The organism is Gilliamella sp. HK2, from assembly GCF_001690265.1.
Taxonomy (GTDB): Bacteria; Pseudomonadota; Gammaproteobacteria; order Enterobacterales; family Orbaceae; genus Gilliamella; species Gilliamella apicola_C.
This window is the reverse complement of the sequence record NZ_LZGV01000027.1, coordinates 1-22,057: the sequence shown is the minus strand read 5'-3', so window position 1 is coordinate 22,057 and position 22,057 is coordinate 1. Positions and strand designations below refer to the sequence as shown.

The following is a 22,057-nucleotide window of genomic DNA, read 5'->3' as shown; positions in this document are numbered from 1 at the left end:
ATGAATAAATTGTTAGGTAACTTAAAAAATGTTTCAAGTTTATTAAACAATGATATGGTTGATCAAGAAGTTTGGTTAGATCTTAATTTGATTGATCCTGATCCCGATCAACCCAGAAAAATTTTTGATGAAGAACAGTTAAAAAATCTTTCTTTATCAATGACTTATGTTAACCCGAAAACAAATAAACAAAGAGGTAATAAGCAAGCTATTGTGGTAAGACCGAATTTAGAAAAAGATGGTCGTTATATTATCGTGATGGGAGAACGCCGTTATAGGGCTGCTATGTTGGGTAATATGGATAAAATACGGGCTAGAATTGATAATAATTATATTGATCAAGATGAAATTGAAGATGATCAAATGGTTGAAAATATTCAAAATGCTAGTTTACATCCGAAAGAAATTGCGAATTGGATCGGAAAAAAGCTTAAACAAGGAAAAAAGAAAAGTGAACTAGCTCAAACCTTAGGTAAATCAAATTCTTTTATAACTCAATATTCAGCATTATTGGCGTTACCGGTAGCTATCTCTGAACTATTTGAACAAAATAAATGTAATGATGTTACATTGCTAAATGATTTATCTGCATTACATAAAAAACATCCAGCTGAAGTTGATAATTGGATTGATAATGAAACTGATGTTAATCGTAATTCTTTTAAATTATTTAAAGAATTTTTAGATACAAAACAAGAGTCTGAAGAACCTGAACTTGAAAGTAGAGATCCGGCGCCAGAAGAAAATTCTAAAGATAAGGAAAACAAAATAAGCAAAAAATTTAAATCTACTGTGATAGTTGAATATGAGGGAAAATCTGCAAAATTAATTTTAAATAAAGAACCTGGAAAAGGGCTAGGATGGATTAAATTAATAAATGATGATGATTCAGAAGAATTTGAAGCGGAGTTAAATAATTTAAAATTAATATCAATAATTGAAGATTAATAATTGACTATGTACAGGTTTCCTGTACAATGTTTGTGTGTTAATTCAATGAGGATATTTTAATGAGACATATTAGTTATACTTCTATTAGAGCAAATTTAGCAACTGTAATGGACCAAGTTGTAAATGATCGTACTCCAACACTCATAACTAGGCAAAATGGGGCAAATTGTATTTTAATGTCATACGATGATTTTTCTGCTTTAGAAGAAACTGCATATTTGCTTCGTTCTGCTGCTAATGCTAGACATTTATTAAATTCATTAGAACAAGTTAAGAATGGTCAATTACACAAACTACAAGAGGATGAGTTGAATAATGAATAAATTGTTCACATCTGATGCTTGGAGTGATTATTTATACTGGCAAGATAAAAACAAAAAAATTATTAATAGAATAAATGAATTATTAAAAGATATAAGTAGGACACATTTCACAGGTAAGGGAAAACCCGAACCATTGAAAGCGAATTTATCGGGTTACTGGTCAAGAAGAATTGATGCTGAACATAGATTAGTTTATAAAATTGAAAATAATTACATTTTAATTATATCTTGCCGTTATCATTATTAAAAATTTTCAAAATTTAACTAAATATGTAGAATGTTTCCATAATTAGTAGAAAAAGCCTCTGACAAATAAAAAAACCAACTAGTTAAAGTTGGTTTTTTTATGCTAACTATTTATTAAAATTATTTATATAGGTAACGCCATCATCACATAACCAGTGATAAGAATACGCTTCTTTTCGTATATTCCGTATATTCGCAAAGCCAAGCAATTATCAAAAAACACATAACACTGATAAAGAAACCTATTGTTTTCATTGTTCATCTCCTGCTTATTAGCTAAAATATATAAAAATCATAAGTAACATTATAAAAATAAGTAGTGTTAAATTAATTTTTGAATAAAAACCAATTTTTTTACTTTCAACTTCAATATCAATTTTAGCGGCTAAAATTTCATCATTTATTAATTTTTTAAACTCAGTTGCTGATTCCGTAATGTGATCTGTAAGCGTTTTTTTACTTGCTATTAAAGCTGCATTTAAAATTTTTTCGGCATTATTCTTAACTGATTCATCATATTGAGAAAAATTAAGTTCTAACTGTGTTCTATTTTCAGCTAGAATTTTTGATAAACTTAATTCGAGTTCCTTTATCAAATAATCATTTGCTGTTATTAACATCAAAATAGGATCATCCTTTCCAAGCATTACATTATTTTCTTTTGCTATGAGATTTATCAATTCTTCTTTATTCATATATCCGCCATTAGATTTAATTGTGTAAATATTTTATCTTTGTAAATATTTAAACGTTGCCTACTCATAATTGATAAATTTTTATCCTCAATTGCTTCTTTAAATGTTTGTTTATTTTTTAGCATTTCAGAAATATCTTTACCAAAAGTTTCTTCTTTGACTGATGGAATTCTTATAATTGTTGATACTCTATTTTTATAGTCTTTATAAGCTTTCATTTCTTCAAAATTTTTAGATTGTGCTTCAATTTTTCCCCAAAATTCGTTTAACCACACCACAAATTCTATATTTTCTGGAAATTGTTTTACTAATTGAGCGAAACCATTAATTGTATCAACGAGAGCTTGTCCTCCAGTGATAACTGTATGTACTATTAATTTATGCCCCATTGTTTCTAATAGATCTGCTATTTGATTACTAATGATATAATGAGCTAGTGGAACAAATGTAGCGGCACCATTATCTATCACTGCATCAATGTTTGTTGCTGCTATCCATTCGATTAATGTATCAATATTTCGAGTATTTATTTCATCGTTTTCTAACAAATGTAGAGTTTTTACATTTAACGATCTATAACCGCCAAATGTTGAATTAACCGGATCAGTATCAATACAACACGGTAGTATATTATGTTTATATTGAATATACTGAGCTAGAATCGATGAAATAAGCGATTTTCCGACCCCACCTTTCCCTTGTAATAACATGTGTATCTTAGCCATTTAATCTCCTTAAATTAGATCTTCTTTATTCGGGTTTGAATTAAAATTGAAACCGTCTACCCTTTGGTTTTTGTTTAAATTTTTTTCTATATTTGTAATTTTTTCTCTAGTTTTCTTATTAATTAACTTATTTACATAGTTATTAAATGCTGGGTAGCTGACAGATATTTTTTTTTCATCAACTAATGTTTCCCAGATTATTTTTACTGACCAGCCATCAATAATTGCTTGTTCTATATCTGTTTTATGTACTAAAAAATCTCCTCTGTTTTTTGCTTTTTTTGTGTTTTTCTTATTCCGTACTTTTTCAGCTATTCGCTGACTAAGATTTTTAGTCATTTATAAATTACCTATATTTATTCAATATATTCGATATATTATATCTTTTTTTATATAAAAAAAATTTATTTTTTTGCATTATATTGTATATAATACTTTATATCGTATTAAAATAATTTTTTTATTGGCGTTAAATACAAAAAAAAAGGGGCAGGACAGGTGAAATAGTCCCACATTTGAAAATGTGGAATTATTTCACTTAACTCTTATTCACTACGTTCAACGAGTTAGTCCTGCTCTACGAGGTATCGGCTACCGCCTTTTAAGGAACAAAATGGAATCTAATAAAGCAAGAAGAAATACAACTCCAATTAAAGTTTGGGTTTTCCCTGAAGAAAAGGAAATGATAATTTCAAATGCAAAAAAACATGGTTTATCTACATCATCATTTCTACGACAGTTGGGGTTAAATATTGAAGTTAGAGGGATAGTAGATCAGCAACGTATATTAGAATTAGTTAAAATTAATGCTGACTTGGGGCGGCTAGGTGGGCTTTTAAAGTTATGGTTAACAAATGATGAAAAAATAAAGTGCTTTAATAAAAATACGATTGATGAATTGTTGACTAAAATTAGTATTATACAGAATGAATTATATGAAAAAACATTAAAGTTTTAGCGGCTAAAATTATTTATGGAGAAGAATAAGAATGACATCATTTTCAAGACCTAAAAAAATAATGGCATATGATAACAAGTTACTAGTGAAACCTCGTAAATTAGATGTTTCATCTATAAATAATATAATTGGGATGGATGTTAGCTCATTGTTTTATAGTATTACAGATCTTTCAAGTGAGAAATTTAATAAACTTATAAAATCTGAATCATTTTTACGTAATTTATTAATTATCTATTTAAAACATAGTTATGTTTTTGTTAAAGATATTGCATTTATAATGAACTTAACACCGTCAAGAGTTTTTCAAATTATAAAATCAACAATGCCAAAAATTTTTAAAGATACTAGTGTAGATATAAAAGGTTCTTTTTATATATATTATGCAATGCATAAACGAATAACGCCCATTTCTTTTTTTCCATACAAATTTGAAAAAGATGTTCAGAAAGATATTGACTATTTATTTTTAATCTATGTACGTTCTGTTATTGAGTTATATTTATCAACATTTCATTATAAAGATGAATTGCTAACAAGTAATATCATGCAAATTGCTAATGAAAGTTTTAATAATAAGGGTATAAATGCTTTCGAAAAAAATTAATATGCAATGTGCAACAAAAAGTAGTTTTTCTCGATTAGTCGATTATATCACTGATACTCAGAATAAGGATAACAGGGTTCAGAATATAACTATTACTAATTGTAAAAGTGATAATTTAAATTGGGCTAAGATTGAAATATCTGCGACACAGAAGCTGAATACAAGATCCGTATCTGATAAAACTTATCATTTGTTAATTTCTTTTAGAAAAGGTGAAGAGCCATCAGATGAAGTGTTAAAAAATATTGAAAATGATATATGTAAATCTTTAGGGTATGAAGAACACCAACGAATTAGTGTTGTTCATAATGATACTGATAATTTACATATACATGTTGCTATCAATAAAATTCATCCAGATAAACTAACATTGCATGAACCGTATAGGGATTATTATACTCGTGCAAAAATTTGTTCTGAACTGGAAGATAAATATAATCTCCAAAAAGATAATCATATTAATAAAAATACTCGTGGTCAAAGTGCTGCTAACGACATGGAAAAAATTACGGGTATTGAAAGTCTCATGACATATATATCTGATTTAAATTTATCTGATACTAAAACGTGGTCTGAATTACATTCTGTTTTGAATGAAAATGGATTAGAAGTTAAGCTAAAAGGGAATGGATTGGTTTTCAAAGATATAGGCTCTGGAATTACAGTTAAAGGTAGTTCTGTGGGTTATTCTAAATCAAGACTAGAGAAAAAATTTGGGGCATATACACCTAATGATGGTGCTTATGATTGTTTAAGAACTTATACAAAGAAACCAGTAAAAAATAGAATTGATACGACAGAATTATTTTTGAAATATAAAAATAATAAAGAAGAGCTGAAACAGAAAAAAAATAAGTTGTATAAAAATGCTCGAGTTAAGAGAGATCGATTGATTGAAGAAGCAAAGAATAAAGCAAAATTAAAACGTAATCTATTAAAGCACACAAAAAACAATCCTTTTAAAAAGATTCTATACAAATCTATTTATTCAACATTATTAAACGATATTCAAAAAATTAAGAAAACATATCATGAAGATATTTTAGCGGCTAAAAATGTAAAGCCTTTATCTTGGTTGGAATGGTTACAAAATGAAGCCCAAAAAGGGGATAAAGAAGTACTTTCTGTGTTAAGAAATAGAACTTCAAAATTAAATAATAATGAAAATAATAGTATTTATTCTGAACAACGTGCATATAAAGAGATTATACCGGGTTTAAAAATCGACAATGTAACTAAAAATGGCAGTGTTATTTATAGTGTTGCTACATCAAAAATTAAAGATAGTGGAGCTAGTATTTCAATATCAAATTCAACAGAAAATGGTTTAGAAGCTGCTATTTTGATTGCTAAATATCGGTATGGTTCGTATTTAAAAATATCGGGGAGTGATGAGTTTAAAAGGAAAATAATTAATACAGTAGTTGATAAAAATATTAATGTAACGTTTTCAGATTCAGAACTAGAAAACTACAAAAATTCTTTACTAAGAGGTAAATATGATAAACAACGAACAGGAACAACGGGAAATCGAAGCTGCCCTAATGATGTTAGATCAAGAACCACAACAAGAACCACAACAAGAACCACAACAAGAACAAGACGAAAGGGGAATACCGTATCAGGAATTATCAACATTAGAAGAGTTACCGGAAAGACGTCTGCCGTCAGAAGCTACAATATGCGAAGTCTGTCCGAATGCTCTTTGGTTAGCATCGAAAGAAGAAGTAAAATGTTATTGTCGAATAATGCAAGTAATAATATGGAAAACAACGGAACCCGATGTTTTAATTCTATGCGATGGAATTCTTCTAGCTCAAGAGTAGTTAAAATATTTGGATATGAAGTAGAAAACGATTCTATTATAGCTGCTAATAAATATATAAATGAGAGAAATGAAAAAGCCAAAATAATATTCGATATAAAAAAGCATATACATTATAATGAATTGGAGTTTGGTTCCTCTTTTCGTTATAGTGGAATGAGATACATAAATAATCATGCGTTGGCATTATTTGAAACTAACAATAATAATATTGCTGTGGTTCCTGTGGACAAAGCCATTGAGTACAAGTTACGTAAATGTTCACGTGGTGATTCTGTAACGATTAACAAAGGGGGGTTTGATATAAAATCAACACGAAGAGTTAAAAGATAATGGTAAAAATAGACAAAATAGATAATTTAAATGTCGGCTGTAGAAAAAAGATAAAAAAAAATAAAATTCTAAAACCTAGTTTAGTTGCAATTTCTGTTACTATGGGATTGCAAACATCCACTCAATTTTTTGCTCATAAATTAAATTATCATCCAGCCTTGGGGGATAACTTTAACCATATTTATTATCCCTGGAGTATCGTTGAATGGGGATACAAATGGAGTGCACAATATCAAGATTTTTTTTATCATGCAGCAGCACCTGGATTAGTGATTTCTTCACTGGGAATTTTAGGAATATCGATTATTTCTGTTATTTCTGCTAATTCAAGCAAAGCCAATAAAAATCTGCATGGTTCAGCAAGGTGGGCTGCTAAAAAAGATATTCAAGCAGCAGGGCTAATTCCTAAAGATCGGCTATTAGATAAACTTCTTAAAAAGAATAAGTCTGACGGAGTATACGTTGGAGCTTGGGTTGATGATCACGGTACTTTTCATTATCTACGGCATAATGGACCTGAACACATACTAACTTATGCGCCAACTAGAAGTGGTAAAGGTGTTGGACTAGTTATACCCACATTATTATCTTGGGCTGAAAGTACTGTTATAACTGATTTAAAAGGTGAATTATGGGCTTTGACAGCTGGATGGAGAAAGAAATACGCAAATAATAAGGTTATTAAATTTGAACCCGCATCAGCCATTGGAAGTGCATGTTGGAATCCATTGGATGAGATCAGGTTAGATACAGAGTATGAGGTTGGTGATGCTCAAAATTTAGCAACCTTAATTGTTGATCCCGACGGCAAAGGTTTAAGGGACCATTGGCAAAAAACAAGTCAATCTTTGCTTGTAGGATTAATTATTCATTTATTATATAAATCTAAAAATGAATGCACATTAGCATCATTATCTACACTTGATAAAATCTTAGCAAATCCAGAACAAAGTAATTCAGAGCTATGGCAAGAAATGTTGACATATCAGCATTTCCCAGATGGTCATGAACAAGTTCATCCTGTTGTTGCGGCAACAGCACGAGATATGATTGATAGACCCGAAGAAGAAATGGGGTCAGTTCTTTCTACAGCAAAAAGTTATTTGGCTTTATATAGAGATCCAATTGTTGCAAAAAATACTAATTCTTCAAATTTCAAAGTAAAGGATTTGATGAATTATGACACGCCTGTTAGCTTATATATCATTACCCAACCTACTGATAAACTTAGATTGTGTCCGTTGGTTAGAATATTAATGAATATGATAATTCGTATCAATGCAGGCAAAATGGAGTTTGTGAAAGGTAGAGCTAAAAAACTTTATAAACATCGTTTGTTGGGAGTGATTGATGAATTCCCAAGCTTAGGAAAATTAGAAATTCTTCAAGAATCTTTAGCATTTCTGGCGGGGTATGGAATTAAGTTCTATTTAATTTGCCAAGATATTAATCAGCTAAAAAGTGAAAAAACAGGTTACGGCAAAGATGAAACTATTACTTCAAATTGTCACATTCAAAATGCATTTCCGCCAAATAGAATTGAAACAGCAGAGCATCTGTCAAAAACGACAGGTATAACAACTGTAGTAAAAGAAGACATTACAACAAGTGGTAAAAGAGTTGGTATCTTTCATAGTAATGTTTCACGCCATATTCAAGAAGTACAAAGACCACTATTGACAGCTGATGAATGTATGCGAATGCAAGGTCCTATTAAGAATTCTGCTGGAGATATCATCGAACCAGGAGACATGATTATTTATGTTGCAGGGTATCCAGCTATTTATGGAGTACAACCATTGTTTTTTAAAGACCCTGTTTTTTTAGCACGTTCACAAGTAGGTGCTCCCGCTGAAAGTGACATATTAAGAAAGGAAACAACGGATGAAATAAGGATTCAATAATGAAACTTGTAACAATTATTCTTATTATTCCTGCTAGTTTTATAATTATTTATTTTAGCGGTTACAGAATTAACATAACGAAAAGCATCCCAATTGGAGTTTATAGAACAGTTAATAAGGCAGCTGATAAATATGACTACGTTATTTTTTGTCCACCCGAAAATGAAATTTTTAAAGAAGCCAGAAGTCGTGATTATATAGATATTGGGTTTTGCCCTGGTAGTTACGGTTTTCTGATGAAAAAAATTGTAGCAACAAAAGGTGACCATGTAACCATTTCTACTGATGGTGTTTTTATAAATGGAAAATTCCTACCCTTAAGCGTACCGTTACATAGAGATTTACAAGGTCGAGTAATGAATAAAATAGCAATAAATAAAGTGCTTAGTGATTCAGAGGTTTTATTGATGTCTGATGTCAGTAAAACATCTTTTGATGCTCGTTATTTCGGAATTATAGATAAAAAAAATATTGTTAGTGTAGTTAAACCTGTTTTTATTTTTAATGAGGAGAAAAAATGACGAGGTTATTTATAGCTGAAAAACCGACAGTAGCAAAAGCTATTGCTGATGTACTCGGTGTCACTGATAAGAAACATGGCTATTTAATTTGTGGTCAAGATAATTTGGTTACTTGGTGTTTTGGTCATATGCTCGAATCAGCAGAACCGGATTATTATTTAAGTGATGATATACCTAAAAATAGCAATGGTATTAAGGTATGGAGAGAAGAAGACTTGCCTATCATTCCCCGGGATTGGATTAAAATTCCTAAGAGTGAATGTGAAGAACAGTTGAAAATAATAGGATATCTGATAAAAAAATCTTCTGTGATAGTACATGCAGGCGATCCCGATCGAGAGGGGCAATTACTTGTTGACGAGGTGTTAAAGTATTTTAATAATCAATTGCCTGTTTTGCGTTATTGGGTAAATGCAAATGATACAACGTCTGTTAAAAGAGGATTGGAAACATTAAAAGATAATATTGAATATGCTAATTATGGTATAGCTGCCTCAGCACGAGATAAAGCGGATTGGTTGATTGGAATGAATTTGAGCCGGGCATTTACATTAAAGGCACAAAAAGGGGGGGCGAGGGTCCTTTTGACTGTTGGTAGAGTACAAACACCAACTCTAGCAATAGTTGTTAAGAGAGATCGTGATATTGAAAATTTCAAACCAATATCACATTACTCTATTGATGCAAAATTGAACTATGACAATAGGAACTTCATTGCATCCTGGAAAATGAAAGAAGAACAACTAGGGTTAGATGAAGAATTGCGTTTAATTGATGAAGCAAAGGTTAATGATGTTATAACTAATATTAAAAATAAAAAAGGGATTGTAAAAAACTTCACAAAAACTCCAAAAAAGAAATATCATCCAACTGCTTTTTCATTATCTGCTCTAACTCTGGTTGCATCTAATAAATTTGGGTACTCAGGATTAGATGTTTTGAATTCGTGCCAAAGTCTATATGAAAAACATAAATTAACTAGTTATCCGAGAACTGATAGTTGCTATTTACCAGAGTCTCAGTTTAATGACGCAATTGATATTTTATCAGTTTTAGGCAAAATCAACCCTCATTACAGAACTATAATTGAACAAGCTGATCATAAAATTAAATCCAAAACTTGGAATGATTCTAAAACAACCGCTCATCACGGAATTATCCCAACACTCCATCATGGTGATCCATCGAAATTATCTCAAATGGAAAAAAATATCTATGACCTAATTGTTAGATCTTATATATCACAATTTTATCCTATTCACGAATACATGCGAACCTCAATAGATATCGATATTGCCGGAGAGTTATTTGTCGTGTCAGGTAATGTTGTAACTATAAATGGTTGGAAAGAGGTGTACCAAGAATATGAAACGAATGAAAAAACTGAAGAACAATCATTACCAGAACTGAATGTAAATGATTCAATTGTGTGTAGTGAACTAATCAAAAAATCGCTTAAAACGAAAGCTCCACAGTATTTCACAGATGGTACGTTAATTAATGCTATGTCTAATATTCATCGATATGTAGATGATCCAGAGCATAAAAAAATCTTAAAAGAAGAAGATGGGCTAGGTACCGAAGCTACTCGAGCGACTATTGTTAGTGAGCTAGTTCGCAGAGGTTTCATCAAAGAAGATGGTAAAAAGTTGATTAGCACAAAACTAGGCAGGGAACTTATCGATGCATTGCCTAATTCTGTAAAAAATCCTGTTTTAACGGCAATTTATGAACGAATGTTGAAAGGGATAGAAAAAAATACTTTTAACGTCACTGATTTTTTATCAAAACAAGAAAACTTCATAAAAGAACAAGTGTTAAACGCTAAAGAGGGTATTTTAAAAGTCGGTAATATACCGAAAGTTTCAAAGATTCACAAATGTGATTGTTGTGGTAAAGGGCTTTCTAGATTACCAGGGAAAAAAGCGGGATCATTTTATTGGCGTTGTTCAGGATTTCCTGAATGTACAAAGATTTATTTTGATAATAAAGGCAGACCTAAACAATAATTTAATATGAGGATATTTATATATGAATAACAATACTGATTTAACAAATATTCCTGAGCAAGAAATTAGAAATAAAAATACTAAAAATGAAGTTGTTGATGAAAAATTAGATGACGCCATGTTTATGGATGTATCTTTTGATCCTGAAGAAGCTGAATTGGCGGGAGCATTTAAAGAAGATGCTATTTCGTTACATGATGCAGAAGAAAGTAGAAAGTAAGGACGGGTATAATGGAAAATAAGAAATCGTTTGTTGAAACTGTCGCTGAAAAAATAATTGAACAATTGAAGCAAGGGACGGCACCATGGCAAGTACCCTGGCATGAAGATAAAAGAAGAACATTACCCTATAATCCTATTACGGGTAAAAGATATAAAGGGATTAATACATTAAATTTAATGTCTCAAAGCATGTATAAAGGATATAAAGATCCTCGTTGGTTGACATACAAGCAAGCTCAAAGTCTTAATGCTCAAGTAAAACAAGGTCAAAAATCATCACCAGTTCAATATTGGAAATTTACAGAGTTACAAGATAAATTAGACAAGGACGGTAAACCAATACTAGATGAAGATGGAAAAAAAGTTAAAGAAGAAGTACCCTTAGATAAACCCAGGGTTTTTTATGCAAATGTATTTAATGCTGAACAAATTGATAATTTACCACCACTGCCTACACACGAAGAAATAACTTGGAATCCCATTGATAGAGCGGAAACAATATTAAAAAATTCTGGGGCTAAAATATTTCATGATGAAAATAGAGCATATTATTCTATAAAAAAAGACGAGATTCATTTGCCGGCTAAAGAACTTTTTAATTCAAATGATAAATATTATGCAACAGTTCTACATGAACTGGGACACTGGACAGGTGCAGAATCACGATTAAATCGAGATTTGAAAAATCCTTTTGGTAGTGAGGGATACGCTAAAGAGGAATTGCGAGCTGAAATTGCAAGTATGATTTTGGGGAATGAGTTAAATATAGGACATGATCCATCTCAACATATAGCATATGTAGGGCATTGGATTAAAATTTTACAGGACGACCCAAAGGAGCTTTTTAGAGCTGCATCTGATGCTGAAAAAATTCAAAATTATGTTTTAGGTTTTGAACAAATAATTGAACAAAATAAGGAAATTTCACTACCTGAAAAACAATTAGATGAATCAAATTTAATCCATGAAAATATGAATACAACTGAAAAGAAAGAGATTACTTGGCTAAATATACCGTATTCTGAAAAAAATACAGTTAAAAATATTGCTGGTAAGCTTGGAAACGGAGAAAGTGCCATTTCTTGGGATAAAGATAAGAAAATGTGGTTTGCAAAACCAGGAGCTGATCTGGATAAATTAAAAGCTTGGATACCGGGACAAAGTTTAGCTAAGGAAAATTTAGCTAAGGAAAACGTGATTTTAGCGATTCCATTTGAAGATAAAAATGTAGCTAAAAAATTAGCTGGAAAACTAAATGATGGTAGTTGTGCTATTGAATGGGATAAAGCGAACAAAGTATGGTTTGCAAAACCGGGGGCTGATCTGGATAAATTAAAAGCTTGGATACCAGAAAATATTAATAATATACAACAGACAATGTCACCCAGAGAAGAATTTACTCTTGTGTTGCAATCAATCGGCTGTGTTGTTGATGGGGAACATCCAATAATGGATGGGCAGAATCATAGAATAAAAACAGAAGGCGATAAGCATGGACAGAAAGCAGGATTTTACAAAGCGTTTTTGGACGGTCATCCCGCAGGTTATATTAAAAATAATAGAACAGGAGCAGAAATGAAATGGAAAGCAAAAGGTTATAATTTATCTAACGAAGAAAGAGCTAAGTTGATAGCTGAAGCTGCAATCCGAAAAGAGCTAAGGGAAAAGGAACAAGCAGAAATGTATGAAAGAGTTGCTGAATCGGTGATGAATAAATTCTCTGAATTACCTGTTTTGAAAGAACCAACACCGTATATTCAGAGCAAAGGAATTGATGTTTATCCTGGTATAGCAACGGATAAAGAAAATAAAATTACATATATCCCTGCTTATGATTCGACAGGTAAACAATGGTCTACTCAATATATTAACGAAGATGGTCAAAAAAGATTTGAAAAAGGTGGCAAAAAAACAGGATGTTTCCATGTGATAGGTGGACAAGAGGCACTTAAAAATGCCCCTGTTATTATAATTTCTGAAGGCTATGCAACGGCGGCAACAATAACTAAAGTTGTGGGTTATTCAACTGTAGCGGCATTTGATTCTGGCAATTTAAAAAGTGTAGCTAAATCATTACATGAAAAATTTCCAACTAAGCCAATTATTATAGCTGGGGATGATGATCGATATCTTGACGAAAAACAGGGCATCAATCCCGGAAAAACCAAAGCAATTGAAGCCGCCGACGCTGTAAACGGTAAATCTATATTTCCTATTTTTGCACCAGGTGAAAATAAATTGACTGATTTTAATGATTTAGCAACTAAATCAGTGTTAGGGAAAGATGCGATTGAACGGCAGATAAAAATAGCCATAAAAGTTAATGTTGAAAAACAGCAGCAACAGCAACAGCAACAGCAACAGCAACAGCAACAGCAACAGAAAAATATAAATCATAAAAGTCAGAAATTGAAAATTAATTAATTAATTTTCAATAAAACCCAATAATTTTGGGTTTTTTTTTAGTAATTATTAGACGCTGGGCAATATCTATATAGTGTTGGCAGTGAAACGTTTATAATTTGAGCCACTTCTTTAGCTGGCATTCCGTCAGCTAATAACTTCTGAGCTGCTTTTATTTTTTTTGTTGTCATCAATTTAGGTCTGCCTCCTTTTTTTCCAGCACGTCGTGCTGCTTCTAATCCTGCCCTGGTTCTTTCTCTATTTAGCTCTCTTTCCATAACAGCAAAAGCTGCCATTATATGAAAAAAAAATCTGCCAGTAGAGCCTTTTGTATTAATATTGTCAGTTAATGAGCAAATGTCGATTTTCCTTTTTTCTAAGTTTTCAATTAGATCTATTAACCCTTTCATTGTTCTACCAAGACGATCCAGTTTCCAGACAACTAAAATATCGCCCTCTCTTAAAAATGCTAGAGCTTCATTAAAACCAGGTCTTTCCATCTTTGAGCCAGATATTTTATCCGTGAATATTTTATTGCATCCATATTTCTTTAATTCATGAATTTGTAACTCTAGGTCTTGATCATGTGTTGATACTCTTGCGTATCCGATTTTTAGCATTAATTACTCCTCCATTAATATTCTCATTACTCATTAGTGTTTTCTATTTTTAATGTAGAGTTTTGATAATGAGTTTTGATAAAAGAATTATACATGTTGAATTATCAAAAAACCACATTATTAAAAACGACCGTTTTTAATAATATGAATATATTGAAGATAACATTTTTATTGGTGTTTCTATTCTTTTTCAATGATGCATTTGCTGCACAAGGAAGCGGGGGGGGATTACCATACGAGAGCTGGCTCGGAAAATTGAGAGATTCACTGACAGGACCAGTTTCTTTTTCTGTTTCAATTATCGGAATCATCGTTGCAGGTTGTGTACTTATTTTTGGCGGAGATATGAATGGCTTTTTTAGAACATTAGTTTTCATTGTACTTGTGATGGCTTTTATTGTTGGCGCAAATAATATGATGGCTACGCTATTTGGTCGTGGTGCTGATTTATCAAATATATCTATTAAAGAATGGTTTCTTTTTTTATTTGATTAATTAAATAGGTAACTATATGCAAAAAATTCCGATAAGAAGGTCTGGCAATAGAGAAAATTTATTTCTCGATTGCGACAGAGAATTAATTATGATGTCTGGATTATGTTCATTTGCACTAATTTTTAGCGCACAAGATATTTTTGCAACATTTTTTGGTATTGGATTATGGCTGTTTTCTTTATTCGTTTTACGTTTAATAGCAAAATCGGATCCAAAAATGAGACAAATTTATTTACGACATAGAAAATATAAAAAATATTATCCAGCTCGTAGCACTCCTTTTAGAAAAAACAGGAGGAGCTATTCATGAACTTGTTACAATCGATCGTAATTATAACATCATTATTGTCTATCACGTTGTTGATTATATTATTTTATCAGGTTAGAAAAAACTTTACTGATAAATTAATAAAACATCGTTCAGAAGATGAGGGTTTTGTCGATCTTTTAAATTATGGATCTGTCATTGAACCAGGAATAATTCTTAACAAGAATGGGTCGCTAATGTCATCTTTCATTTATAAAGGTGAAGATAATGCAAGTGCAACTCAAAAACAGAGAGATAATATTGCATTACGAATTAATCAGGCACTTTATAGGCTTGGAAATGGCTGGATGATTCATGTTGATGCTGTTCGTCGCCCTGCTGATAAATATTCAAAACAATCAGATTCTTTTTTTCCAGATATTTTATGTGCAGCAATAGATGAAGAACGCAGACAATTTTTCAATGGTCTTGGTGAAATGTATGACGGATATTTTGTTATCACAATTACATATTTACCTCCAGTTCTTGCTCAACAGAAATTTGTTGAAATGATGTTTGATGATGATGAAAAAGAGGCAAAAAATAAAATTAGTGGTGAATTAGTAATAGAAAATTTTAAGCGTGAATGTAATAACATAAAATCAAGCTTATCTGCTGTTGTACAAATACGGCAATTATTAACGCATCAAGAAATTACAGAAGATAATAAAACTATTATTTATGATGATCAATTGCGATGGTTACAATTTTGTATAACAGGTGAAAATCATCCTGTTATTTTACCCAGTACTCCAATTTTTTTAGATTCACTAATAGGTAACAAAGAATTTTATTCTGGCGTTATACCTAAATTGGGGAATAAATTTATTAAAATCGTTGCCATTGACGGATTTCCGCTGGAATCTTCACCTGGTATTTTATCTATACTAGCTGAACAGCCGTGCGAATACCGGTGGTCTAATCGTTTTATTTTTTTAGATAAACATGAAGCCATCTCTCATTTAGATAAATTTAGAAAAAAATGGAAACAGAAAGTTAGAGGTTTTTTCGATCAAGTTTTCAATATTGGTTCTGGAAGAGTTAACAAAGACGCATCATTGATGGTTAATGATGCTGAAGATGCTATTGCTGAGTTAGAAAGTGGGTTGGTTTGTGGTGGATATTATACTAGTGTTGTTGTTTTGACTAATGAGAACAGAGAGATATTAGAAAATAATGTAGAAATAATTAAAAAGGCAATTAACAAATTAGGGTTTTCTGCTCGCATAGAAACAATCAATACTGTTGACGCATTTTTGGGCAGTTTACCTGGTCACGGTGTTGAGAATATTAGACGTCCACTAATTAACTCTTTAAACCTCAGTCATTTAATACCGACATCATCAATTTGGTCAGGAAGTGAAAAAGCGCCGTGTCCATTCTACCCCAAAAACTCTCCAGCTTTAATGTACACTGTCACATCAGGTTCAACTCCGTTCAGGCTAAACCTCCATGTTGGAGATTTAGGTCACTCTATCATGTTTGGTCCGACTGGTGCTGGTAAATCAACTCATTTAGCATTACTTGTTGCTCAGTATAGACGATATAAAGGAATGAAAATTTTTGCATTTGATAAAGGGAATTCTCTGTATGCAATGGCAGCCGGAATTAGAGCAAAAACTCAGGGTAAAAGTGGACTTCATTTCGAAATTGGATCTGATGATAACAAATTGAGTTTTTGTCCGTTGCAGTTTTTAGATTCTCGATCATATCGTGCTTGGGCAGCATCCTGGATAGATACCATTTTGGCGTTAAATGGTTTGAAAACTACAGCTCAACAAAGAAATGAGATCGCTAAAACGTTGGTTAATATGCACGAAAATGGTGGTAGAACTATTACTGATTTTACACATGCAATTCAAGATAACGAAATTAGAGAAACGTTAGAACAATATACAATCGATGGCTCGATGGGATATTTGTTAGACGCTGAAAAAGACGGACTTTTACTTTCTGATTTTTCGGTATTTGAGATTGAAGAGCTCATGAACTTGGATGATAAATATGCATTACCAGTTTTACTATATCTGTTTAAACGTATAGAAATGTCGTTAAATGGTGAACCTGCAATAATATTTTTAGATGAAGTTTGGTTATTGCTAGCTCATCCCGAGTTTAGAAATAAAATTAAGGAATGGTTAAAAGTACTAAGAAAAGCAAACACAATTGTTTTTATGGCTACACAAAGTCTTTCAGATGCTGAAAACTCTGGAATTTTAGATGTTTTAGTTGAAGCAACAGCAACTAAAATATTTCTTCCGAATATAGCTGCTAACGATGAAAAAACATCAAAATTATATCAGCACATGGGTCTTAATTCTCGACAAATCGATATTATTTCAAGAGCAATTCCTAAACGTCAATATTACCTAGTTTCACCCAATGGTAGGCGGTTATATGAGCTAGCGTTAGGACCGTTAGCATTGTCATTCGTTGCTGCATCAGATAAAGAATCGGTATCTGAAATAAAAAAACTAGAAAAAGAATTTGGCAATGAATGGGTAGATGAATGGTTGAAGAAAAAAGGTGTCAATTTTAAACATTATATTAAAGGTAACGCAGCATGATTTTTTTTTCTAAATTGTTTAAAAGTAAAGAAATGAGTAAAAAGCGGAAATCAAACGGATCAAATCCATATTTGAACGCTAAAAAAGTATGGAATTCATACACGGGATCTTTACTATCAAGTAGGCTTATCTGGCAAGTTACGGCACTAATATCATTATTGATAGCACTATGCGCAACAGGCGGTGTTATCTATATTGGTTCACAATCAAAATATATTCCTTATATCGTTGAACAAAATTCTTCTGGGAGAGTTACTGGAAGTGGTGTTGCATATCCAGCCCCGGAGCCATCCAAAATCATATATCAAGCAGCTGTTTCTGATTATATTTTTTATTCTCGAATGGTTACACCTGACGTTTCTATGCAAAAAAAAGCTATCTTCAAAGTCTATTCGATGCTTAGTGATAATGATCCGGCTATTACAAAAATGAATGAATGGATGAAAAAAGAAACTCCTTTTGAACGAGCAGCAAAAGAGGTTGTTAATGTTGAGATTAAATCGGTTCTTCAGCAGACAGATAGTACTTGGCAAATTGAATGGGTTGAATCAATAAGAGATCGGCAAGGGGATCTCTTGAGAGAACCATTTAATATGCGTGCATTAGTGACAGTGTATCAAGCTGAGCCGGTTTCATCTAAAACTTTAGATGAAATGAATAATAACCCAGCCGATATATATATACGTGACTTTTCTTGGTCTGAACTTAATTAACAAAAGGTAATTTAATTATGAAAAAAATTTTAATCATTATTTTTTCATTTTGCTCATTTAGTGTATTTTCTGCGGACAAACTAGCAGAAACTTATTTTTATAATGATGATCCAGTCCTAACTGAACAAGAAAAAGCAGGAATATTACTTGCAGACAAATGGAGAAATGATGCTTTATCTGGGATGAAACCGGTCAAAGGGGCAGATGGAGCAATTAAATATTTATTTGGCGCTCAACAAACTAGTATTGTGTGTGCTGTTATGCGTGTATGTGATCTAGCATTACAACCCGGTGAACAAGTTAATGGCATTCACATCGGAGATGCAGGAAGATGGGGGATAGAACCGGCAGTGTCGGGAAGTGGAGCTGGTGAAATTATACATGTATTAATAAAACCATATGATGTTGGTATTGAAACATCCTTATTTATAGCAACAAATTTGCGTACATATAATATTAATTTGAAATCACATAAAACAAAATATATGCCAGCTGTTAGTTTTGTTTATCCAGAAGATGCGGTTGCAAAATGGGATATGCTTAAAAGACAATCAGATAAAAAACAGCAAGATAATACAATTCCTGAAACAAACGAGTATCTCCCTAATTTGAATTTTGATTACACAATATCAGGTTCTGCATCATGGAAACCAGTTCGAGTGTATAACGATAACATAAAAACAATTATTCAAATGCCTAAATCAATGACAAATCAAGAAGCTCCTACACTTTTAGTGATTAGAAATAATAAGGGTTTATTTAGTTCTGATGACGAAGTAATGGTTAATTATCGTTTGCAAGGTGATAGGTATATTATCGATTCTATATTTGATAAGGCGATTCTCATAACAGGTGTTGGTTCAAATCAAACAAAAGTAACTATTGTAAGGAATGACAAATGAAAAAATTATTAATTTTAATATCATTTTTGGGCATTTTTCTTTCAGGATGTTCTGGTATGAAATATGGTAATTATACAAAGATATCACATGACTATAATCAAGTGTTTGCTGAAAATGCATATACACAACTATCAATTCTTTATCCGCCAGGAACTTCACGTCTTAAATTATCGCACGAATTTAATAATGATGCTTTTGGAATTGTATTACATGAAAAACTGAAAAATGCAGGTTACGCTATTTATCAATCATTCAATAATGAAGAATCTGAAGGAATATCTTTAGCTTATGTAATTGATAAAACAGATCAAGATACTTATAGAGTAATTTTATTTATTGATGGTAAACCATTGACTAAATGTTTTTTAGTCAAAAATGGAAAAGCTATCAGTTTGGGGTTCTGGACTAAGCAGGAATAAGAGAAGATATGACAAATAAAGATATGATGAAGCCAAATTCATCTCCAGGAGTTGGTACAAGACGAGTAAATCGTAATCCTATTTTGATTATCATTGGTATTGTTATTGCATTTCTATTAGTGATGATTTTTATTGCAAGCCAAAAAGCTAATCAGTCAAATATTAAAGATGAATCGCCAAAAATAACGTCAAACAATTCTAATTCATTTGCATATGAATTAACGAGCAAACATACAGATGGCATTATTCCATCTAATAAAACAGAACCTATTATTTCATCTTCTATTATTTCACCTGAATCTGAGATACCACCTTTCCCAGATTCAGATAAACAAATAATAGATAACACTTCAATAAGTATTTTAACAACTGAAAATCCTCCGTTGCCAATTTCGATTGATACTACAACAAGTTCTGAACGGGAGCGTATTGAAATGGCTAAAATGCAACTTTTTGAGCAATCGATAAGATCTAAAACAGCGGTAGATAATATTGCTCCATCCAGTTCTGGAATGACTAATTATAGCTCTAATGATAGTGTTCAAAGCAGAGAACAAATGTTAAACAAAATTGCAGCAATTAGGCAAAAAATAAATAATGCATCCAATTCATCTGGGGATTTAACCGAAGTATATAAACAACGTCTGGAAATGGTAAAAAATATTGGATTTATAGAATCAGGAATAAGCGACGTTGAATCTTTACCTGATTCAGATAACAAACAAAATCAAGGAGGTTGGCAATTAGAGAATAAAGTTGAAGTTCCATCTTCTCCATATTTATTACGCACTGGTTTTGTTATACCCGGTACACTGATTTCAGGTATAAACTCTGAATTACCCGGGCAGATTGTTGCCCAAGTTTCGCAGAATATCTACGACACAGCCACAGGTAAATATCTTTTAATTCCACAAGGTTCTCGTTTAAATGGTTTTTATAGTAGTGAAGTTGTTTTTGGTCAAGCTAGGGCTATGGTCGCATGGCAACGTATTATTTTCCCTGACGGCAAAGCGTTAGATATAGGTTCAATGCCGGGAACGGACAGTGCAGGATATTCTGGTCTTAATGATATGGTTAATAATCATTATATGCGTATTTTTGGTTCAGCAGTGCTTTTATCTGGCGTAACTGCGGGTATTTCGCACAGTCAAAATAAACATAACGACGATCGTTCTGCTAGTGGTGCACTGTCTGAAGCTCTGGGGCAACAACTGGGACAAACTACGATGCAGTTGATTAATAAAAATATGAATGTTGCCCCGACAATAGAAGTTCGCCCAGGTTATAGATTTAATATTGTTGTTACGAAAGATATGGTTTTTTCTAAGCCGTATAAATCATTTGACTATTAAGGATGGTATATATGAAAAGAATAGCTAATATGATAATTCTAATTTTTGCGTTAAATATTAATTTGAGTTCAGCGGGTATTCCTGTTATTGACGCTGGAAATTTAGCTCAAAATATATTAAGTGCAATGGAGGCGATCAATCAAACACTGAAACAAATAGAACAATATGAAACTCAATTGCAACAGTATGAAAATCAATTAAGAAATACTGCTGGTCCGGCATTCGAAATCTGGGATAAAGCAAATCAGACGATAGATAATCTAAATAATGCTATGAAAAAATTAGAATATTATCAAAATCAAATCGGTTCATTTGAACAATATTTAGATAAGTTTAAAAACGTAAATAGTTATCGAACAATGCCGTGTATAAATGATGGTAAATGTACAGCAGCTGATTTAGAAAATATCAATAAAATTAATGAGTTTAATATTGAATCAACAAGAAAAAGCCAAGAGGCTGCATTTGTTGCAATACGAGATCAGCAAAAAGCGTTGAACAACGATGCTAAACAGCTAACACGGCTACAAAATGCGGTACGAGGCGCTGATGGCCAGATGGCGGCGCTTCAGTATAGTAATCAACTAGCTAGTAATCAGGCAAATCAACTCATGCAAATGCGAGCATTATTAGTTTCTCAATATAATGCATTAATAACAAAAGAAGCGGCCGAAAATAATAAAAATGCTCAAGAATTGGCTATATCTAAGAAATTAAGAGCAGCAAGCAAACTAGGAAATTCGTCTGCGTCAAAAGGAATGTTAGGAATGCTAAAATAAGGTGGATCAGAATGAGACATAAATATTTTTTTTCCATTTTTCTGTTATTAATTTCATTTTCAAATAATGTACTAGCAGATATAGATAATAAAGGGATACTAGATAAAGTTTTAGAAAAGTACAAAGCTGTTGCTAGTTCATGGCAAGATGTTTTACTAAATAATGCGCTGTGGCTTTTTTG

At 31.8% G+C, this 22,057-nt stretch carries 23 protein-coding genes; 19 read left to right on the top strand and 4 right to left on the bottom strand.

All coding sequences use genetic code 11. The features are described from left to right. The 3 genes from A9G45_RS02885 (at nucleotide 1) to A9G45_RS02875 (ending at nucleotide 1,521) form a co-directional block, all read left to right on the top strand. A complete protein-coding gene (locus A9G45_RS02885; RefSeq protein WP_065566818.1) occupies nucleotides 1-948 on the top strand; it encodes a ParB/RepB/Spo0J family partition protein in 948 nt (315 codons plus the stop codon). Between the two features lie 62 nt (nucleotides 949-1,010). Next, the gene (locus tag A9G45_RS02880; RefSeq protein ID WP_065566819.1) at nucleotides 1,011-1,274 is read left to right on the top strand and encodes a type II toxin-antitoxin system prevent-host-death family antitoxin; all 264 of its coding nucleotides are present in this window, start codon (nucleotides 1,011-1,013) and stop codon (nucleotides 1,272-1,274) included. Continuing rightward, nucleotides 1,267-1,521, top strand: a complete 255-nt coding sequence (locus tag A9G45_RS02875; RefSeq protein WP_065566820.1) for a Txe/YoeB family addiction module toxin — start codon at nucleotides 1,267-1,269, stop codon at nucleotides 1,519-1,521. Before A9G45_RS02880 ends, A9G45_RS02875 begins: the two co-directional genes overlap by 8 nt. A 271-nt stretch (nucleotides 1,522-1,792) precedes the next feature. On the opposite strand, the gene A9G45_RS02870 is transcribed toward A9G45_RS02875, so the two are convergent. The 3 genes from A9G45_RS02870 to A9G45_RS02860 are packed head-to-tail and all read right to left on the bottom strand — an operon-like array spanning nucleotide 1,793 to nucleotide 3,279. Then, nucleotides 1,793-2,215: a hypothetical protein gene (locus tag A9G45_RS02870; protein WP_065566821.1), complete on the bottom strand. Its 423-nt coding sequence runs from the start codon at nucleotides 2,213-2,215 to the stop codon at nucleotides 1,793-1,795. Continuing rightward, a complete protein-coding gene (locus A9G45_RS02865; RefSeq protein WP_065566822.1) occupies nucleotides 2,212-2,940 on the bottom strand; it encodes a nucleotide-binding protein in 729 nt (242 codons plus the stop codon). The genes A9G45_RS02870 and A9G45_RS02865 overlap by 4 nt, the downstream gene beginning before the upstream one ends. A gap of 9 nt (nucleotides 2,941-2,949) precedes the next feature. After that, complete coding sequence (locus A9G45_RS02860; RefSeq protein ID WP_065566790.1) at nucleotides 2,950-3,279, bottom strand: TraK family protein; 330 nt, start codon at nucleotides 3,277-3,279, stop codon at nucleotides 2,950-2,952. Between the two features lie 274 nt (nucleotides 3,280-3,553). Here A9G45_RS02860 and A9G45_RS02855 point away from each other — a divergent pair, with 274 nt between their 5' ends. From A9G45_RS02855 to A9G45_RS02820, 8 genes are read left to right on the top strand one after another with little or no spacing between them, the layout of a single operon-like run. After that, on the top strand, nucleotides 3,554-3,898 hold the full coding sequence (locus A9G45_RS02855) for a plasmid mobilization protein (protein WP_065566791.1): 345 nt from the start codon (nucleotides 3,554-3,556) through the stop codon (nucleotides 3,896-3,898). A gap of 31 nt (nucleotides 3,899-3,929) precedes the next feature. Next, nucleotides 3,930-4,505, top strand: a complete 576-nt coding sequence (locus A9G45_RS02850; RefSeq protein WP_065566792.1) for a hypothetical protein — start codon at nucleotides 3,930-3,932, stop codon at nucleotides 4,503-4,505. Next, nucleotides 4,486-6,663 carry a TraI/MobA(P) family conjugative relaxase gene (gene traI / locus A9G45_RS02845; RefSeq protein WP_065566793.1) on the top strand — a complete coding sequence of 726 codons (2,178 nt, stop codon included), beginning with the start codon at nucleotides 4,486-4,488 and terminating at the stop codon, nucleotides 6,661-6,663. The genes A9G45_RS02850 and traI overlap by 20 nt, the downstream gene beginning before the upstream one ends. Further along, a complete protein-coding gene (locus A9G45_RS02840) occupies nucleotides 6,663-8,567 on the top strand; it encodes a type IV secretory system conjugative DNA transfer family protein (RefSeq protein WP_065566794.1) in 1,905 nt (634 codons plus the stop codon). The genes traI and A9G45_RS02840 overlap by 1 nt, the downstream gene beginning before the upstream one ends. Next, the gene (traF, locus tag A9G45_RS02835; RefSeq protein ID WP_065566795.1) at nucleotides 8,567-9,088 is read left to right on the top strand and encodes a conjugative transfer signal peptidase TraF; all 522 of its coding nucleotides are present in this window, start codon (nucleotides 8,567-8,569) and stop codon (nucleotides 9,086-9,088) included. Before A9G45_RS02840 ends, traF begins: the two co-directional genes overlap by 1 nt. Continuing rightward, entirely contained in the window at nucleotides 9,085-11,097 is a 2,013-nt protein-coding gene (locus tag A9G45_RS02830; protein ID WP_065566796.1) for a DNA topoisomerase 3, read from the top strand. Before traF ends, A9G45_RS02830 begins: the two co-directional genes overlap by 4 nt. 22 nt (nucleotides 11,098-11,119) lie before the next feature. Then, nucleotides 11,120-11,317: a hypothetical protein gene (locus A9G45_RS02825; protein WP_065566797.1), complete on the top strand. Its 198-nt coding sequence runs from the start codon at nucleotides 11,120-11,122 to the stop codon at nucleotides 11,315-11,317. 11 nt (nucleotides 11,318-11,328) lie between these two features. Further along, the gene (locus tag A9G45_RS02820; RefSeq protein ID WP_065566798.1) at nucleotides 11,329-13,743 is read left to right on the top strand and encodes a zincin-like metallopeptidase domain-containing protein; all 2,415 of its coding nucleotides are present in this window, start codon (nucleotides 11,329-11,331) and stop codon (nucleotides 13,741-13,743) included. 38 nt (nucleotides 13,744-13,781) lie between these two features. Here A9G45_RS02820 and A9G45_RS02815 read toward each other — a convergent pair whose 3' ends face one another. Beyond that, nucleotides 13,782-14,342 carry a recombinase family protein gene (locus A9G45_RS02815; RefSeq protein ID WP_065566799.1) on the bottom strand — a complete coding sequence of 187 codons (561 nt, stop codon included), beginning with the start codon at nucleotides 14,340-14,342 and terminating at the stop codon, nucleotides 13,782-13,784. A gap of 144 nt (nucleotides 14,343-14,486) precedes the next feature. Here A9G45_RS02815 and A9G45_RS02810 point away from each other — a divergent pair, with 144 nt between their 5' ends. From A9G45_RS02810 to trbJ, 8 genes are read left to right on the top strand one after another with little or no spacing between them, the layout of a single operon-like run. Then, entirely contained in the window at nucleotides 14,487-14,837 is a 351-nt protein-coding gene (locus tag A9G45_RS02810; protein ID WP_081297796.1) for a TrbC/VirB2 family protein, read from the top strand. A gap of 16 nt (nucleotides 14,838-14,853) precedes the next feature. Beyond that, a complete protein-coding gene (locus A9G45_RS02805) occupies nucleotides 14,854-15,147 on the top strand; it encodes a conjugal transfer protein TrbD (RefSeq protein ID WP_065566801.1) in 294 nt (97 codons plus the stop codon). A gap of 2 nt (nucleotides 15,148-15,149) precedes the next feature. Continuing rightward, nucleotides 15,150-17,711, top strand: coding sequence for a VirB4 family type IV secretion/conjugal transfer ATPase (locus A9G45_RS02800; RefSeq protein WP_065566824.1), 2,562 nt, complete (start codon nucleotides 15,150-15,152; stop codon nucleotides 17,709-17,711). Nucleotides 17,712-17,743: 32 nt separating this feature from the next. Then, complete coding sequence (locus tag A9G45_RS02795; RefSeq protein WP_218057010.1) at nucleotides 17,744-18,424, top strand: VirB8/TrbF family protein; 681 nt, start codon at nucleotides 17,744-17,746, stop codon at nucleotides 18,422-18,424. Nucleotides 18,425-18,441: 17 nt separating this feature from the next. Further along, nucleotides 18,442-19,326 carry a P-type conjugative transfer protein TrbG gene (trbG, locus tag A9G45_RS02790; RefSeq protein WP_065566803.1) on the top strand — a complete coding sequence of 295 codons (885 nt, stop codon included), beginning with the start codon at nucleotides 18,442-18,444 and terminating at the stop codon, nucleotides 19,324-19,326. Continuing rightward, on the top strand, nucleotides 19,323-19,745 hold the full coding sequence (locus A9G45_RS02785) for a hypothetical protein (RefSeq protein ID WP_065566804.1): 423 nt from the start codon (nucleotides 19,323-19,325) through the stop codon (nucleotides 19,743-19,745). Before trbG ends, A9G45_RS02785 begins: the two co-directional genes overlap by 4 nt. An 8-nt stretch (nucleotides 19,746-19,753) precedes the next feature. Next, a complete protein-coding gene (locus A9G45_RS02780) occupies nucleotides 19,754-21,097 on the top strand; it encodes a TrbI/VirB10 family protein (RefSeq protein WP_065566805.1) in 1,344 nt (447 codons plus the stop codon). Between the two features lie 11 nt (nucleotides 21,098-21,108). Next, entirely contained in the window at nucleotides 21,109-21,876 is a 768-nt protein-coding gene (gene trbJ / locus A9G45_RS02775; RefSeq protein ID WP_065566806.1) for a P-type conjugative transfer protein TrbJ, read from the top strand. Nucleotides 21,877-22,057: the final 181 nt, after the last annotated feature.